Below are 15,646 nucleotides of genomic sequence, written 5' to 3'. Positions count from 1 at the left end.
CGAGGTTCGACCATGCGCGTCTTCAGTGCTTCCCTTGCCACCGAAACCAACACCTTCGGTCCGATGCCGACCGGCCTGGCTTCCTTCAAGGACCGCGGCTACTTCCCCGCGGGCAAGCACCCCGACGCGATGACGCTGTTCTCGGGCCCGCTGTGGGCCGCACGCATGCGCGGCGCCGACAAGGGCTGGACGCTGTTCGAAGGCATGGTGGCCGGCGCGCAGCCCAGCGGCACCACCACGCGCCACGCCTACGAGACGCTGCGCGACGAACTGCTGAACGACCTGCGCGCGGTGCTGCCGGTCGACATGGTGCTGCTCGGCCTGCACGGCGCGATGGTGGCCGACGGCTACGACGACTGCGAAGGCGACCTGCTGGCGCGCGTGCGGCAGATCGTCGGGCCCGACGTGGTGATCGGCGCGGAGCTCGATCCGCACAACCACCTCACGCCGGAGATGATCTCCAACGCCGACGTGATGATCTCCTTCAAGGAGTACCCGCACACCGACGTGCTCGAACGCGGGCTGGAGCTGGTCGACATCTGCACGGCGACGGTCGAAGGCAAGGTGCGGCCGGTGCCCGCGGTGGTCGACTGCGACATGATCGTCACCGTCCATACCTCGCGCGAGCCGGCGCGCGGCTTCGTCGAGCGCATGCAGTCGCTCGAGGGGAAGAACGGGGTGCTCTCGATCTCGCTCACGCACGGCTTCTCGTGGGGCGACGTGCCCGAGATGGGTACCAAGGTGCTGGTCTACACCGACGGCGACAAGGCACAGGCCGACCTGCTGGCACGCCAGCTCGCCGACGAGGTCATCGCCATGCGCGACGGTCTCACCGTGAACTACCCCGGCATCGACGCCTCGCTCGACGAGGCCCTGGCCTTCGACGGCGGCCCCGTGGTGATCTCCGACGGCGCCGACAATCCCGGCGGAGGCGCAGCCAGCGACTCCACCTTCATCCTGCGCCGCATGGTCGAGCGCGGCATCACCAATGCGGCGCTGGGCCCGCTGTGGGACCCGATCGCGGTGCGCATCGCCTTCGATGCGGGCGTGGGCGCCAGGCTGCAGATGCGCATCGGCGGAAAGATCAGCCCGCTGTCGGGCGACCCGCTGGATCTCGAATGCACCGTGAAGGCGCTGAAGCACGACCTGGTGATGACCGGCCTTGCCGGCACGCCCACGCTGATGGGCGACTGCGCGCTGGTCGAGGCCAACGGCATCGAAGTCGTGCTGATCACTCTGCGCAACCAGGCGATGGGCACCGACCTCTTCACGCAGCTGGGCTGCGACCTCGCCGCGAAGAAGATCATCGTCGTGAAGTCGTCGCAGCATTTCTACGCGTCGTACTCCAAGGTGGCGAAGCACGTCATCTACGCGGGCGCGCCGGGTGCGGTCACGCTCGACCTGAACACGCTGCCCTATCGCAAGGCCCGCCTCCCAAAGTGGCCGATCGGCGTCGCGGCCTGAGCCTCTCCTCTTTCTTTTTCCTGCTGCCTTCCCTCACCGGAGAACCGACGATGAAACGACGGACGCTTGGCGCTCTCGCCGCCCTGGCCATTTCCACCGCCTTCGCGGCGAGCCTTCCCGCGCATGCCCAGACGCCCCAGGCCAAGACGCTGAAGGTGGTGGCGCACGCCGACCTGAAGATCCTCGACCCGACCTTCACCACCGCCTACATCTCGCGCAACTTCGGCTACATGGTCTACGACACGCTGTTCGCGCAGGATGCGAACGGCAAGCCCCAGCCGCAGATGGTCGAGAAGTACACCACTTCGAAGGACGGCAAGCAGTGGAGCTTCACGCTGCGCCCGGGCCTCAAGTTCTCCGACGGCAGCGCCGTCACCTCGGCCGACGCCGTTGCATCGCTGCAGCGCTGGGCAGCGCGCGACAGCCTGGGCCGCGCGATGACGGCCGCCGGCGCCGAGTGGAAGGCCACCGACGCGCGCAACTTCACGCTCACGCTCTCCGAGCCCTTCGGCATGGTGCTCGACGCGCTGGCCAAGCCCTCGGGCTTTCCGCCGGTGATCCTGCCCGAACGCGTGGCGAAGATGCCGGCCACCGCGCCGCTGACGGAAGTGCTCGGCTCGGGCCCCTTCATCTTCAAGCGCGACGAGTGGGTGCCGGGCAACAAGGCCGTGTTCGTGCGCAACCCGAACTACGTGGCGCGCAGCGAGCCGCCTAGCGGCCTGGCCGGCAGCAAGAAGAGCAGCTTCGATCGCGTCGAGTGGCTCTACCTGCCCGACGCCAACAGCGCGGTGGCTGCGCTGAAGCGCGGCGAAGTCGACATCATCGAGCAGCTGCCGCCCGACTACATCGCGCCGCTGCGCACCGACACGGGCGTGAAGATCGGCTCGGGCGGCGCCTACCAGGGCTTCCTGGTGATGAACCAGCTGCATGCGCCCTTCAACAACCCGAAGGTGCGCCAGGCGCTGCTGCAGGCCGTGAGCCAGGAGCGCTTCATGGCGGCGATGGGCTTCCCGCTCGACATGCGCATGGCCTACTGCGCCACCTACTTCATCTGCGGCAGCCCCAACGACACGGCCGCCGGCGCCGAGTCCTACCGCAAGGCCGACCTCGCCAAGGCGAAGAAGATGCTCGCCGACGCCGGCTACAAGGGCGAGAAGGTGGTGCTGCTGGTGCCCAGCGACGTGCCCTACCTGAACGCCGAGGCGCTGATGGCCGCGCAGACCATGAAGAGCATCGGCCTGAACGTCGATGCCCAGACCATGGACTGGGCATCCATCGGCGCGCGCCGCGCCAAGCGCGATGCGCCCGACGCCGGCGGCTGGAACATGTACGTCACCGTGGCCGGCGAGTTCGATGCCAACTCGCCCGTCAGCAACGCCTACCTGAGCGCGGCCTGCGGCAACACCCTGCCCGGCTGGCCCTGCGACAAGCCGCTGGACGACCTGCGCACTTCATGGCTGAAGGAAACCGTGCCGGCCAAGCGCAAGGAGTTGCTCGACGCCTTCCAGGCCCGCGCCTACGAGGCCGTGCCGTACATCAACGCCGGCCAGTACTCGGCCGCCTTCGCCGCGCGCGCCAACCTGAAGGGGCTGGACAAGCTCTGGTCCGGCATGCCGACGGTCTGGGCGCTCGACAGGTAAGGGCCAGCCCGCCAGCCAGCATTCCGCCAGCAAGCCAGCCAACAGTTCAAGGGCATCGCCATGGGCTACATCGTTCGACGCTTTCTCTCGACGCTTCCGGTCATGGCGGTGGTGGCCGTGGTGGTGTTCCTGCTGATCCACCTCTCGCCGGGCGACCCTGCGGCGCTCATCGCGGGCGACCTCGCCACCACCGAGGACATCGAGAAGCTGCGCGCCGCGCTCGGCCTGAACCTGCCGCTGTGGCAGCAGTTCGGGCTGTGGATCGGCAAGCTCTTCACCGGCGACCTCGGCACGTCGATCTTCACCCAGATGCCGGTGACGCAGCTGCTGGGGCAGCGGCTGGAGCCCACGGTGTCGATCGCCGCGCTGACCATGCTCATCACGCTGGTGGTGTCGGTGCCGCTGGGCACGCTCGCGGCGTACCGCGCGGGCAGCTGGATCGACCGGCTGGTGATGCTCTTCGCCGTTCTGGCCTTCTCGGTGCCGGTGTTCCTGGTGGGCTACCTGCTGGTCTACAGCTTCGCGATCCAGCTGCCGTGGTTCCCGGTGCAGGGCTACGTGCGCTTCGCCGAGGGCGCGGGCGAATGGTTGCGCTCGCTGGTGCTGCCCTGCGTGAACCTCGCGCTGGTCTACATCGCGCTGGTGACGCGCATGACGCGCGCCACGGTGCTCGAAGTGCTGCACGAGGACTACATCCGCACCGCGCGCGCCAAGGGCCTCGGCGTGCTGCCCGTTCTGGGGCATGCGCTGCGCAACGCGGCCATTCCCATCGCCACCACCGTGGGCGCTGGCATCGCGCTGCTGATCGGCGGCGTGGTGGTCACCGAGACGGTGTTCGCCATTCCGGGCGTGGGCCGGCTGGTGATCGATTCGGTGCAGCGGCACGACTACCCCGTGATCCAGAGCGTGCTGCTGCTGTCGGCGGGCGTGTACGTGCTGATCAACCTGCTGATCGACCTGAGCTACCGCCTGTTCGATCCGCGCATCCAGTATTGAAGCTTGAACCGCTCCATGTCCACCGTACTTCCCATGAGCGACATCGACATGCCCGCGACGCCTGCAGCCGAAGTCGCGCAGCCGGTCGAGGCCCCTTTCGTTCCTCCGCGCTTGCGCTGGCTGCGCAAGCACCCGACGCTGATCGTCGGCGCGCTGCTGCTGATCGCGGTGGCGGCGCTTTCCATCGCCGCGCCGTGGATCGCCACGCACGACCCGCAGGACATCGATCCGCTCGCGCGCATGCAGCTGCCCTCGTCCGAGCACTGGTTCGGCACCGACGCGCTGGGCCGCGACGTGTTCAGCCGCGCGGTGTGGGGCGGGCGGGTGTCGATGATCGTCGGAGCCTCGGTCGCTGTGCTGGCCACCTTCTTCGGCGTCGCGCTCGGGCTGGTGGCCGGCTTCGTGCGCTGGGCGGACGGACCGATCATGCGGGTGATGGACGGTCTCATGGCCATCCCCGGCATCCTGCTTGCCATCGCGCTCATGGCCGTGACCCGCGCCAGCCTGACGACGGTGATCGTCGCCATCACGGTGCCCGAGATACCGCGCGTGGTGCGGCTGGTGCGCTCGCTGGCGCTCACGCTGCGCGAGCAGCTCTTCGTGGAGGCCGCGCATGCGGTGGGCACGCGCCTTCCGGTGATCCTCGTGCGCCACGTGCTGCCGAACACCGTGGCGCCGCTGATCGTGCAGGCCACCTTCGTCGCGGCCGCCGCCGTGCTGACGGAAGCGGCACTCTCCTTCCTCGGCGTGGGCGTGCCTTCGCAGACGCCGAGCTGGGGCAACATGATGGCCGAGGGCCGCAACTTCGTGGCCGTGGCCTTCCACATCATCCTGTACCCCGGTCTGCTGCTCGCGGCGACGGTGCTGGCCATCAACCTGCTGGGCGACGGCCTGCGCGACGCGCTCGACCCGCGCCTGGCGCGGCAACTGTGAAGGAGGGCATGCCATGACGATCACCATGTCCCACACCGCGCTCGCACCCGGCGAGCCGCTGCTCGAGGTCGACAACCTGCGCACGCACTTCCACACGCTGGCTGGCGTGGTGCGCTCGGTCGACGGGGTTTCCTACACGGTGCGCGCGGGCCGAACGCTCGGCGTGGTCGGCGAGTCGGGCTGCGGCAAGAGCGTGACCGCCCTGTCGATCCTGCGGCTGGTGCCCACGCCGCCCGGACGCCACATGGGCGCGGTGCGGCTGCGCGGCACCGACCTGATGCAACTGAGCGAGCGCGAGATGCGGCAGATTCGCGGCAACCGCATCTCGATGATCTTCCAGGAGCCGATGACGTCGCTGAACCCGGTGCTCACCGTGGGCCGGCAGATCGCCGAGACGGTGCAGCTGCACCAGAAGGCCAGCCGCGCCGACGCGATGAAGCGCGCGGTGGAGATGCTGCGCGTGGTGCAGATCCCCGAGCCCGAGCGCCGCGTGAACGAGTACCCGCACCAGCTCTCGGGCGGCATGCGCCAGCGCGTGATGATCGCCCTGGCCCTGGCCTGCAACCCCGAGGTGCTGATCGCCGACGAGCCGACGACTGCCCTGGACGTGACGATCCAGGCGCAGATCCTCGACCTCATCAAGCGGCTGCAGAAAGAGCTGGGCATGGGCGTGGTGATGATCACGCACGACCTCGGCGTGGTGGCCGAGAGCTGCGACCGCGTCGTGGTCATGTACGCCGGCAAGAAGGTGGAAGAAGCCGACGTGGTCGACCTGTTCGACCGACCGCTGCACCCCTACACGCGCGCGCTGATGGCCTCGATGCCCGCGATGAACACCGCGAGCACGCGGCTCACCGAGATTCCGGGGCTGGTGCCCGCCGCGCACGAACTGGGACGCGGCTGCGCCTTCGCGGCTCGCTGCAGCCAGGCACGCGAACGCTGCCGTGCCGAGACACCGAAGCTGGCGCAGCAAGGCGGCGACCATGTGGTGGCCTGCTTCGCAGTCGAAGAAAACTGGGCGGGTGCCGAGGAGATCGCCGCATGACGACAACCGCTGCAACGCCATTGCTGCAGGTGCGCAACCTGCGCAAGCACTACACGTCACCCAAGCGCTGGCTGCGGCCGGCCAAGCCATCGATCCAGGCGGTGGACGGCGTTTCGTTCAATGTCGCGCGCGGAGAGACGCTGTCGCTGGTCGGTGAGTCAGGCTGCGGCAAGACGACCACGGCCAAGTCGGTGATGCGGCTGGTGGAGCCGACCTCGGGCTCGGTGGAACTCGAAGGCCAGGAGCTGCTGTCGCTTTCCGCCGAAGACATGCGCATGCGCCGGCGCGACCTGCAGATCATTTTTCAGGACCCGTATGCCTCGCTGAACCCGCGGCTGACGGCCGGCGACATCGTGGCCGAACCGCTGCGCAACTTCGGCATGGGCGCATCGGCCGAGCGGCGCGAGCGCGTGCAGTGGCTGTTCTCGCGCGTGGGGCTGCGGCCCGAGGCGGTGAAGAAGTTTCCGCACGAGTTCTCGGGCGGCCAGCGGCAACGGCTGGGCATCGCGCGGGCGCTGGCGCTGAACCCGAAGCTGATCGTGTGCGACGAGCCGGTGTCCGCTCTCGACGTGTCGGTGCAGGCGCAGGTGGTCAACCTGCTGATGGACCTGCAGGCCGAGTTCGGCATCGCGTACCTCTTCGTCGCGCACGACCTCGCGGTGGTGCGCCACATCAGCCATCGCGTGGCGGTGATGTACCTCGGCCACATCGTGGAGATCGCCGACCGCGACACGCTGTTCTCCGCGCCGCTGCATCCGTACACCGAGATTCTTCTGTCGGCGGTGCCGGTGCCCAATCCGCGCACGCCCGCGCGGCGCATGCTGCTGCAGGGCGATCCGCCGAGCCCGGCCAATCCGCCTTCGGGCTGCCGCTTTCACACCCGCTGCCCGATGGCGCAGGCCGTGTGCAAGGAGAAGGCGCCGAAGCTGGGCGAGCGGCCGTCGTCGTCCGCGAACGGAAGCCATCTGGTCGCCTGCCATTTCCGCTGAAGAAAGGATTCATCCCGTGTCCGAAAAGCTCCCCCATTACGAACTGCTGATCCGCGGCGGCACCGTGATCGACGGCACCAAGGCGCCGCGCTTCGATGCCGACATCGGCATCGTGGGCGACCGCATCGTCGCCATCGGCAAGCTCGCGGACCATACGGCCGAGCAGACGATCGACGCCACCGGCCGCATCGTCGCGCCCGGCTTCATCGACTCGCACACGCACGACGACCAGGCCGTGCTGTCGCAGGCACAGATGCCGTTCAAGGTGTCGCAGGGCGTGACCACGGTGGTGGCGGGCAACTGCGGCATCAGCGCCGCTCCGCTGCGCGCCGACATGGACCTGCCCATGCCGCTGAGCCTGCTCGATTCGCCCGCAGAGGGCCGCTTCACCAGCTTCGCCGCGTACCTCGATGCATTGCGCGCCACGCCATCGTCGGTGAACGTGGCGGCGATGGTCGGGCATTCGACCCTGCGCGCCGTGGCGATGGGCGACCTCGACCGCCCGGCGAGCGAAGCCGAGATCAAGGCCATGCAAGCGATGGTCGAAGAGGCGATGCAGGCCGGCGCCATCGGCCTGTCGACCGGCACCTTCTACCCGCCGGCAGTGAAGGCGACGACCGAGGAGATCATCGAGGTCGGGCGCCCGCTCACTTCGCGCAAGGCGCTGTACGTGACGCACATGCGCGACGAGAGCGACCGTGTGATGGAGTCGCTGGAGGAAACCTTCCACATCGGCCGCGCGCTCGGCATTCCGGTGGTGGTGTCGCACCACAAGGTGCAGAACACGCGCAACTTTGGCAAGACGAAGGTCACGCTGCCCTTCATCCAGGAGGCGATGAAGCACCAGTGCATCGGCCTCGACTGCTATCCCTACACGGCCGGCTCCACCATGATCCGCACCGACCGCGGGATGATGGAAGGCCGCGTGCTCATCGCCTCGAGCGTGCCGCACCCCGAATGCGCGGGCCGCGACCTGAAGGACATCGCCGCCGAATGGGGCGTGTCGGGTGAAGAGGCCGCGAAACGGCTGCAGCCCGGCAGCGCGATCTACTTCATGATGGACGAGGACGACGTGCAGCGCATCCTCGCCTTCGACGAAACCATGATCGGCTCCGACGGCATCCCGCTGGGCGACAAGCCGCATCCGCGCCTGTGGGGCACCTTCCCGCGCGTGCTGGGGCACTACAGCCGCGACATCGGCCTGTTCCCGCTGGAAACGGCGGTATGGAAGATGACGGGGCTCACCGCGCGCAACTTCGGCCTGCACGAGCGCGGCACGCTGAAGCCGGGCCACCACGCCGACGTGGTGATCTTCGATGCCGCGACGGTGCGCGACACGGCCAACTACGAATCGCCGATGCAGCCGGCCGAGGGCATCGATGCGGTGATAGTGAATGGCGCCCTGACCTGGCGCAACGGAGCGCACTGCGGAGCGCGCAACGGGCAGGTGATCACGCGGCGCGAAGCGCGAGTGAACTGATCCCTTCCAGGGATACCGCGGAACCGGCTTTGCCGGGCCGCTGGTATCGCCCCCTGCAAGGGGGTTGGCAAAGCGACACGAAGTGCGCGGAGCCTGGGGGTCAGCCTGTCAATCCGGGGCGTTCATCACGCGGTCGAACTCCTCGTCGGCCGGCACGTTGTCGGCGTCGAGCTCGCTCGCGTCGGTGAGGTCGATGCCCGTTTCCTCGGACAGGTCGTCGGAGATCTCGTCATCGGGCTCTTCGAAGTCATCGGCGGGCAGGTTGTCCTCGTCTTCGTCGGCGGAAGAGGCGGAACGCGCAGTGGCGTCGACGGTGCTCATGATCAGCTCCTCAGCTTGTTTCTGACAGGTCCCCTATGGTGCGCCTGTTTCGGGCGTTGCGGGTCATCCGGCGCGCGGCGTCGGTGTCGGAACGTTTCCGGCGAAGGCCGCCGACCGGCCTTCGATCCCCTTCAGCCCTCCCGGCCCGCCCTCAATCCTTGTGCACGTGGCCGTGTTCCCCATGGCCCGGGTCGTCGTGGCCGTGGTCGTGCCCGTGCTCGCCGTGCGCGAGGCGGCTCACCAGCGTAACCAGCACGATGCCCGCGGCCAGCCAGAGGATCTGCGCGGCCGTCTGGCGCGCGGGCAGGCGCTTCTGCAGCTGCGGAATCAGGTCGGCCAGCGCCACGTAGACGAAGCTGCTGCCGGCCAGCACCAGGAAGTACGGCAGCAGGCCGTGCAGCTGGTCGACCAGCCACCAGCCCGCGATGCCGCCCAACGCGGTCATGGTGCCGGCGAGCGACACCTTCACCAGCGCGGCGCGCTGGTTGGCCGAGCTCTGGCGCAGCACGACCAGGTCGCCGATGTGGTGCGGGATCTCGTGCGCCAGCACCGCGAGGGCGGCCACCAGGCCCAGGCGCAAGTCGGCGGTGAAGGCCGAGGCGATCAGGATGCCGTCGCCGAAGCAGTGCACGCTGTCGCCGGTGAGCACGGCCCAGCCGCCGGTGCGGGGGCCGTGGTCGTGCGAATGGGGGTGATCGTGACCGTGTTCGTGTCCGTGGTGGTCGTGGCCCTCGTGCCCGTCCTTCCCGTCGCCATGGTGATGCTCATGCCCGTGGTGCCACAGCTCGGCCTTGTCGAGCAGGAAGAAGAACACCAGCCCGAACAGCAGCACGCCGAAGAGCAGCGCGGGCTCGATGCGGCTTTCGAAGGCCTCGGGCAGCAGGTGCATGAAGGCCGTGGCGAGCAGCGCGCCAGCCGCCAGGCTCAGCAGGTGCTGCGGGTTCACGCCGCCGGAGCCGCTTCGCACGCCCACCTTCAGCAAGAGGGCCGCGAGCCAGACGCTCCCGATACCGGCAACCAGGGTCGCCACGATGATGACTATCAAATTCATAGCTGCTTGCGCAAGAAAGACGGCCCCCGAGACTATTTCAGGGCCGCATACCGTTCATAAAAAGAGAAAGGCCGTCACGTGGACGGCCTTCGGCGGGGATTGGCTGACGGGCGCCGTTCAGGCGACGCCGTTGGCTTTGAACCAGGCCGTGGCGCGTTGCCAGCCGTCTTCCGCCGCGCTCTTGACGTAGCTGGGGCGGTAGTCGGCATGGAACGCGTGGCCCGCTTCGGGATACACGACGAAGCTCGACGCCTTGGCCGCCGGGGTTCCGGTTGCCAGAGCTGCTTTCATCTTATCAACCGTGTCAAGGGGGATGCCCTGGTCTTTTCCGCCGTAGAGACCGAGCACCGGCGCCTGCAGGCTGGCAGCGATGTCGACGGGGTGCTTCGGCTGGAGTTCGCTGGCCTGGCCGACCAGCCGGCCGTACCACGCCACGCCCGCCTTGACCTTGCCGGTGGCGGCATAGAGCCAGACGATGCGCCCGCCCCAGCAGAAGCCGGTGATGCCGGCCTTGCTGGTGTCGCCGCCGTTGGCCTTGGCATAGGCCAGCGCGCCGTCAAGGTCGGCCAGGACCTGAGCGTCGGGCACCTTGGTGACGATGTCGGCCTGCAGCTTCGGGATGTCGGTGTAGCCGCGCGGATCGCCCTGGCGGGCGTAGAGCTCGGGCGCGATGGCCAGGTAGCCGAGCTTGGCGAAGCGGCGGCAGGTGTCGGCGATGTATTCGTGCACGCCGAAGATCTCCTGGATCACCAGGATCACCGGCAGGCCGGTCTTGCCCTCGGGCGCTGCGGCGTAGGCGGGCACATCGAAGCCGTTGACGGTGTACTTGACCGGGCCGGCCTTCAGGCCGTCGGCCGGGGTGCTGACGGCGGTCTGCGCCATTACCGGCATGACGGCGGCCGCGTAGCCCACGCCGATCGCGGCCTTGAGGGCGGTGCGGCGCGTGGCGCCCTGCTCTGTGCTTTCGCCGGGGCGAAGCGAGTCGAAGTCGGAACGGCTGTCGTCGAGAGGCATGGAATGGGCTCCGGTTGGATCGTCGGACAAGGGACGTTGCGCCATGAAAAAACGCACGCCGCAATGTAGGCGAAATCGGTCGGGGCCTCCATGCCCCCTGGTCTCAGTGGGGTTGCGGCACCCCGTAGGCGCGCCGGGCCAGCGCCGCGGCCAGCACCTGCGCGGGATCGACCAGATCGAGCCCCGCCACCGCGGCCGAGCCCTGCAGGCCCAGGGGCACCTCGGTGCAGCCCATGACGATGGAGACCGGGCCGTGGCGCCCGGCCAGCCGCAGCGCCACGTCGGAGAAGCATTGCTCGGCGAGCTGCATGTTGCCGGCCTTCACGCCCTCGAAGATGCCGCGCGTGATGATCTGGCGCTCCTCGGGCAGCGGCACGTGGCATTCCAGGCCCTCATCGGCCAGCGCCTGCTCGTAGAGGCGGATGCGGTAGGTGCCTTCGGTGGCCATCAGCGCCACGCCCGTCGCGCCCTGGGCGGCGAGGTGGCGTGCCGTCTCGCGCGCCATGTGCAGCAGCTCGACCTGGGGAAAGCGCTCCTGCAGGTTGGCGTGCCATGCGTGCGCAGTGTTGCAGGCGATGGCCACCGTGCGGCTGCCGAGGGCGGCCAGCCGGCCCAGCGCCTGCAGCATCGGCTCCAGCGGCTGGTGCGCGCCCTGCCCGGCCGAAGCCAGTGCCTCGGTGCGGTCGGGCACCGGCACCTGCGCGAGCCAGTGCTCGGGAAAGGACTGGTCGCGCACCGGCTCGCCCCGCGCACGCATCTGCTGCGTGCAGGCCTGCACGAAGAGCCGCACGAAGTCGGCGCCCGCCGCGGGGCCCATGCCTCCAAGAATGCCGACAACCTGCGTCACTGCAACTTCCTTTTCTTTCTCTCTCGCCGCGCCGTTGTCAGGTCGCAGGTTTGTCGCTGAGAGCCTTGAGGTTCTCTTTCAGCTGCGGGCTCATCGGCAGGTTCAGCGGCACGTTCTTCGGAGGAATCGGCTGCATGAACCACTTGTTGTAGAGCTTCTCGAACTCGCCGCTCTTCATCATGCCGGCGAAGGTGTCGTCCACCAGCTTCTTGAAGGCCGGGTCGTCCTTGGGCAGCATGCAGGCGTAGGGCTCGACCTGCAGCGAATCGCCCACCACCTCGAAGTCGCCCGGTGTCTTGGCATTGGCGATCAGGCCGTACAGCAGGATGTCGTCCATGGCGAAGGCCGCGGCGCGGTCGCTCTCGACCAGCAGGAAGGAGTCGGCGTGGTCCTTGCCGAGCACGATGTCCATGCCGAGGCTCTTCTCGGTGTTGTACTTTCGCATGACCAGCGCGTTGGTCGTGCCGGTGGTGCTGGCCACGGTCTTCTTCGCGAGGTCGGCGTAGTTCTTGATCTTGGAAGACTTCTTCACCAGCAGGCGCGTGCCCGTGTAGAAGTGGTTGATGGCGAAGGCCACGTCCTTGCCGCGCGCGGTGTTGTTGGTGGTGGAGCCGCACTCCAGGTCGACGGTGCCGTTGGTGATGAGCGGAATGCGGTTCTGCGAGGTCACGGGCATGAGCGCCACCTGCAGGTTGGGCTTGTTCAGCTTCTTCTTCACCGCCTCGACCACGGCGTTGGAAAGATCGACCGCCATCCCGATCGGCTTGTTGGGGCCGTCGAGGTAGCTGAAGGGCACCGACGACTCGCGATAGGAGAGCGTGATCTTGCCGGACTCGGCGATCTTGGCCAGCGTGTCGGCGGCCTGCGCGCCCGTGGCGGTGAAGAGCACCGTGGCGGCCAGGGAAGACATCAGGACGGAGAGTTTCATTCGAGCCTTCATTCGGTTGAACTGAACAGGCGGCCAGTTTAGGAAGTAGCGAAGCAAAACGACAATTCCAATTGAAACCTGGCCCATGCCCAAAGGTTATGGGCGGGGGTTCTTTTGGCATTTCCGCCCCGAGCCGCGCGCACCTACAGTCGAAACCTCGGTTCTCACTCAATCAATCTCCTTGCGGAAAGTCGCCCCCATGCATGTGTGTGTGCTCGGCGCCGGCATCGTGGGCCTGGCGACCGCCTGGCAGCTCGAACGCCGGGGTCATCAGGTCACCGTGATCGACCGCGCCGCGCCCGGCTCGGGCGCGAGCGGCGGCAACGGCGCGCAGCTCAGCTATTCGTACGTTCAGCCGCTGGCCGATCCGTCGATCTGGAAGCAGTTGCCCAAGCTGCTGCTGTCGCCCGCCTCGCCGCTCAAGCTGCGGCCGCAGCTCGATCCGCTGCAATGGCGCTGGGGCATGGAATTCCTCGCGGCCTGCAACGCGCAGACATCGCGCGACACCACGGCAAAGCTGCTGGAGCTGGCCGCTTCGAGCCGCATCGAATTCGAGGCGATGCGCGCGGAGCTCTCTCCTGACTGCGATTTCTCGGCCACCGGCAAGTTGGTGCTGTACGCCAGCCAGGCATCGCTCGAAGGCGCACGCGCGCAGCTCGAACTGCAGCGCACCATGGGCAGCGAACAGCGGCTGGTGACGCCCGAGGAATGCGTCGCCATCGAACCCGCGCTCACCGGCTACCGCAGCCATATGGCCGGCGCCGTTCATACGCCCAGCGAATGCGCGGCCGACTGCCTCAAGGTGTGCATCGAGCTGACGAAGGCATTGAGCGCGCGCGGCGTGCGCTTCATGTCGGGCATCGACGTGCACGGCTTCGTGCGCAACGGAAACCGCGTCGCCGCGGCACGCACCGGCGAAGGCGACGTGGAGGCCGACGCCTTCGTGATGGCGCTGGGCTCCGCGTCGCACAAGCTGGGCCGCGCGCTCGGGGCCTACCTGCCGGTGTATCCGCTCAAGGGCTACAGCATCACGGTTGAAGTCGATCCCGCGCCCGGCGCCGCGCCGCGCGTGAACGTGACGGACAGCGCGCGCAAGGTGGTGTTCGCACGCATCGGTTCGCGTCTGCGCGTGGCGGGCATGGCCGAGCTGGTGGGCCACGACGCGAGCATTCCGGCCACCCGCATCGAGACGCTGGCGGCCGCCACGCGCGCCCTCTTCCCGCATGCGAGCCGGCTAGAGGAACTGCATCCCTGGACCGGCATGCGCCCTGCCACGCCCAAGGGGCTGCCGATCATCGGACGGCTCGGCAGCGCCCCACTGAACATGCTGTTCAACACCGGCCACGGCGCTCTGGGCTTCACGCTGGCCTTCGGCTCGGCGCTGCGGGTCGCGCAGGCTCTGGACCTTTCGGCTTCGGCAGCCTGAGCTTGCGGCCGAGGCGCCGCCAGCCGATCACCACGCCGGTCAGGCTCAGCACCGCGCCGCCCAGGCTCAATGCGACCAGCAGCACGTCCCACAGGGGGCGGCGCTCCAGCAGCGGCAGCCAGTCCCAGCTGTGGAGCATGGCGAACAGCCAGCGGCTCGCGCGGCGATGGCTGTCGATGCGGCCCAGCACGGTGCCCGTCAGCGGATCGACGTGCACCCAGCTCGCGGGCGCATCGGTGAACACGACGCGCCAGACGGGCAGCGGCTTGTCGGTGCCGCCGGTCATGGTGTGCGCCTCGCGCGCGTAGTAGTGAATGTCGTAGGCGTGCAGCACGTCGATGCGCGCGACGGCATCTGGCAACAGGCGTGCGACCGCGCCCTTCAGTGCCTCGGCGTCGAGCGCGTACGGCTGCGCGGTGAGCGCATCGCGCACCGCGGGCCGGCCCGTGGCTGTGCTGGCCAGCACCAACGTCTGCCCGGCGCGCCGCACCCAGCTCAGCTCGCGCACGCCGCCGCCCGTCGAGGCCAGCAAGGCAGATGGCGGAGCGTCCTCCCCGCTCACCGTCAGCGCGCCGCCGTTCATCGCATCGATGCGCAGCGCGGCTGCCTTGCCGTCGAACACGCGCCAGGGGTTCATCGACATAAGCCCGCTGAAGATCCATGTCAGCGTGACGATCGCGAACAGCAATCCGCTGACGTGATGCCAGCGCATCATGAAGCCCTGGTACGGCGAGTGCGAGCCGCTGCGGTAGACGCGCCTGAAGCGCCAGCGCATCACGCCCACGACCGTTCCCGTCAGCGCAACGGCGATGCCGACGATGGAGAGCCAGTTGACGATGTCGGCCCAGTACGGGTCCAGCGCGGTACCGCGCAAGGGGTACAGCCAGTGGATCCATGCCCCCGCGTAGTTCCAGAGGCGCTCTGTTCGCGGCGCGTCACGCACCACCTCGCCGGTTTTTCCCGACACGTACAGCCGCGTGGCCTGCGCGTCGCCGAGCTCGACCACATGCAGCGGGCGATGAGCATCGAGCCCGCGCGAATGCGTGAAGGCGTCTTCGTCGACGGTGCCGCGATAGTCCGCTGCCACGCCGGCACCCGCATAGGCCAGCGCGCTCGCAATCGCCCGCTGGCGATCGACCTCGCGCAGCACGCTGCCCGTCCGCGCATCGATCACGACTGTGCCGCTGCCCGGTGGGAGCCTGCGCCCGCCGGCTGCGGCCTCCCGTGCCGGCACCGCGAGATACACCGCCTGCCCGCCACTCGCCGCCGCCAGCCGCAGCGACTGCTGCGGCCCCGGGATGCCCGCCGCCTGAAGCGCCTGAGCGGGACTCAGGAACGGCTGCGACGCGTCGAGCGGCGGCAGGTGCTGCAGCCGCTCGGCTTCCGTGAGCTTGGGATAGCCCACGTACATCATCACGACGCCCGAGACGAACCACATCGCGAAGAAGGCGCAGGCGACAACGCCCAGCCAGCGATGGACAAGAAACAACCAGCGCTTGAGATGCATGACGC

Annotated in this window: 14 protein-coding genes; 8 read left to right on the top strand and 6 right to left on the bottom strand. The window is 68.4% G+C overall.

Annotated features, from left to right (window positions below):
• Positions 1-12: 12 nt before the first annotated feature.
• From BMY35_RS12395 to BMY35_RS12365, 7 genes are read left to right on the top strand one after another with little or no spacing between them, the layout of a single operon-like run.
• Positions 13-1,464 carry a M81 family metallopeptidase gene (locus BMY35_RS12395; RefSeq protein ID WP_093198860.1) on the top strand — a complete coding sequence of 484 codons (1,452 nt, stop codon included), beginning with the start codon at positions 13-15 and terminating at the stop codon, positions 1,462-1,464.
• A gap of 50 nt (positions 1,465-1,514) precedes the next feature.
• A complete protein-coding gene (locus BMY35_RS12390; RefSeq protein ID WP_093198857.1) occupies positions 1,515-3,104 on the top strand; it encodes an ABC transporter substrate-binding protein in 1,590 nt (529 codons plus the stop codon).
• A gap of 60 nt (positions 3,105-3,164) precedes the next feature.
• Positions 3,165-4,100: an ABC transporter permease gene (locus tag BMY35_RS12385; RefSeq protein ID WP_093198855.1), complete on the top strand. Its 936-nt coding sequence runs from the start codon at positions 3,165-3,167 to the stop codon at positions 4,098-4,100.
• Positions 4,101-4,115: 15 nt separating this feature from the next.
• Complete coding sequence (locus BMY35_RS12380) at positions 4,116-5,033, top strand: ABC transporter permease (protein WP_371287162.1); 918 nt, start codon at positions 4,116-4,118, stop codon at positions 5,031-5,033.
• A 13-nt stretch (positions 5,034-5,046) separates the two neighbouring features.
• Positions 5,047-6,078 carry an ABC transporter ATP-binding protein gene (locus BMY35_RS12375; protein WP_093198851.1) on the top strand — a complete coding sequence of 344 codons (1,032 nt, stop codon included), beginning with the start codon at positions 5,047-5,049 and terminating at the stop codon, positions 6,076-6,078.
• Positions 6,075-7,067, top strand: a complete 993-nt coding sequence (locus BMY35_RS12370) for an ABC transporter ATP-binding protein (protein WP_093198848.1) — start codon at positions 6,075-6,077, stop codon at positions 7,065-7,067. Before BMY35_RS12375 ends, BMY35_RS12370 begins: the two co-directional genes overlap by 4 nt.
• 16 nt (positions 7,068-7,083) lie before the next feature.
• Complete coding sequence (locus BMY35_RS12365) at positions 7,084-8,547, top strand: N-acyl-D-amino-acid deacylase family protein (protein WP_093198846.1); 1,464 nt, start codon at positions 7,084-7,086, stop codon at positions 8,545-8,547.
• A gap of 108 nt (positions 8,548-8,655) precedes the next feature.
• Here the strand turns inward: BMY35_RS12365 and BMY35_RS12360 are convergent, their stop codons facing one another.
• The 5 genes from BMY35_RS12360 to BMY35_RS12340 form a co-directional block, all read right to left on the bottom strand.
• Positions 8,656-8,868: a hypothetical protein gene (locus BMY35_RS12360; protein WP_093198843.1), complete on the bottom strand. Its 213-nt coding sequence runs from the start codon at positions 8,866-8,868 to the stop codon at positions 8,656-8,658.
• 151 nt (positions 8,869-9,019) lie between these two features.
• Positions 9,020-9,919 (bottom strand): ZIP family metal transporter, encoded by a 900-nt coding sequence (locus tag BMY35_RS12355; protein WP_093198841.1) that lies wholly within the window; start codon positions 9,917-9,919, stop codon positions 9,020-9,022.
• 117 nt (positions 9,920-10,036) lie between these two features.
• On the bottom strand, positions 10,037-10,933 hold the full coding sequence (locus tag BMY35_RS12350; RefSeq protein WP_093198838.1) for a dienelactone hydrolase family protein: 897 nt from the start codon (positions 10,931-10,933) through the stop codon (positions 10,037-10,039).
• A gap of 103 nt (positions 10,934-11,036) precedes the next feature.
• Positions 11,037-11,780: an aspartate/glutamate racemase family protein gene (locus BMY35_RS12345; RefSeq protein WP_256228307.1), complete on the bottom strand. Its 744-nt coding sequence runs from the start codon at positions 11,778-11,780 to the stop codon at positions 11,037-11,039.
• Between the two features lie 37 nt (positions 11,781-11,817).
• Positions 11,818-12,708 (bottom strand): transporter substrate-binding domain-containing protein, encoded by an 891-nt coding sequence (locus tag BMY35_RS12340; protein ID WP_093198835.1) that lies wholly within the window; start codon positions 12,706-12,708, stop codon positions 11,818-11,820.
• Between the two features lie 199 nt (positions 12,709-12,907).
• Here BMY35_RS12340 and BMY35_RS12335 point away from each other — a divergent pair, with 199 nt between their 5' ends.
• Positions 12,908-14,134, top strand: a complete 1,227-nt coding sequence (locus BMY35_RS12335) for a D-amino acid dehydrogenase (RefSeq protein ID WP_093198833.1) — start codon at positions 12,908-12,910, stop codon at positions 14,132-14,134.
• Here BMY35_RS12335 and BMY35_RS12330 read toward each other — a convergent pair.
• Complete coding sequence (locus tag BMY35_RS12330) at positions 14,067-15,641, bottom strand: PepSY domain-containing protein (protein ID WP_093198830.1); 1,575 nt, start codon at positions 15,639-15,641, stop codon at positions 14,067-14,069. The two genes, BMY35_RS12335 and BMY35_RS12330, sit on opposite strands and share 68 nt — an antisense overlap.
• Positions 15,642-15,646 lie beyond the last annotated feature (5 nt).

This window comes from Variovorax sp. YR750 (assembly GCF_900109805.1).
Lineage (GTDB): Bacteria > Pseudomonadota > Gammaproteobacteria > Burkholderiales > Burkholderiaceae_C > Variovorax > Variovorax gossypii.
Note: the sequence above shows the minus strand (reverse complement) of the source record. Positions and strands in the feature narration are given on the sequence as shown.

Coding starts and splice junctions, on each gene's coding strand:
- BMY35_RS12355 (WP_093198841.1), bottom strand. CDS start 9,919: ATGAATTTGATAGTCATCATCGTGGCGACCCTGGTTGCCGGTATCGGG.
- BMY35_RS12350 (WP_093198838.1), bottom strand. CDS start 10,933: ATGCCTCTCGACGACAGCCGTTCCGACTTCGACTCGCTTCGCCCCGGC.
- BMY35_RS12375 (WP_093198851.1), top strand. CDS start 5,047: ATGACGATCACCATGTCCCACACCGCGCTCGCACCCGGCGAGCCGCTG.
- BMY35_RS12385 (WP_093198855.1), top strand. CDS start 3,165: ATGGGCTACATCGTTCGACGCTTTCTCTCGACGCTTCCGGTCATGGCG.
- BMY35_RS12335 (WP_093198833.1), top strand. CDS start 12,908: ATGCATGTGTGTGTGCTCGGCGCCGGCATCGTGGGCCTGGCGACCGCC.
- BMY35_RS12330 (WP_093198830.1), bottom strand. CDS start 15,641: ATGCATCTCAAGCGCTGGTTGTTTCTTGTCCATCGCTGGCTGGGCGTT.
- BMY35_RS12380 (WP_371287162.1), top strand. CDS start 4,116: ATGTCCACCGTACTTCCCATGAGCGACATCGACATGCCCGCGACGCCT.
- BMY35_RS12390 (WP_093198857.1), top strand. CDS start 1,515: ATGAAACGACGGACGCTTGGCGCTCTCGCCGCCCTGGCCATTTCCACC.
- BMY35_RS12360 (WP_093198843.1), bottom strand. CDS start 8,868: ATGAGCACCGTCGACGCCACTGCGCGTTCCGCCTCTTCCGCCGACGAA.
- BMY35_RS12340 (WP_093198835.1), bottom strand. CDS start 12,708: ATGAAACTCTCCGTCCTGATGTCTTCCCTGGCCGCCACGGTGCTCTTC.
- BMY35_RS12395 (WP_093198860.1), top strand. CDS start 13: ATGCGCGTCTTCAGTGCTTCCCTTGCCACCGAAACCAACACCTTCGGT.
- BMY35_RS12370 (WP_093198848.1), top strand. CDS start 6,075: ATGACGACAACCGCTGCAACGCCATTGCTGCAGGTGCGCAACCTGCGC.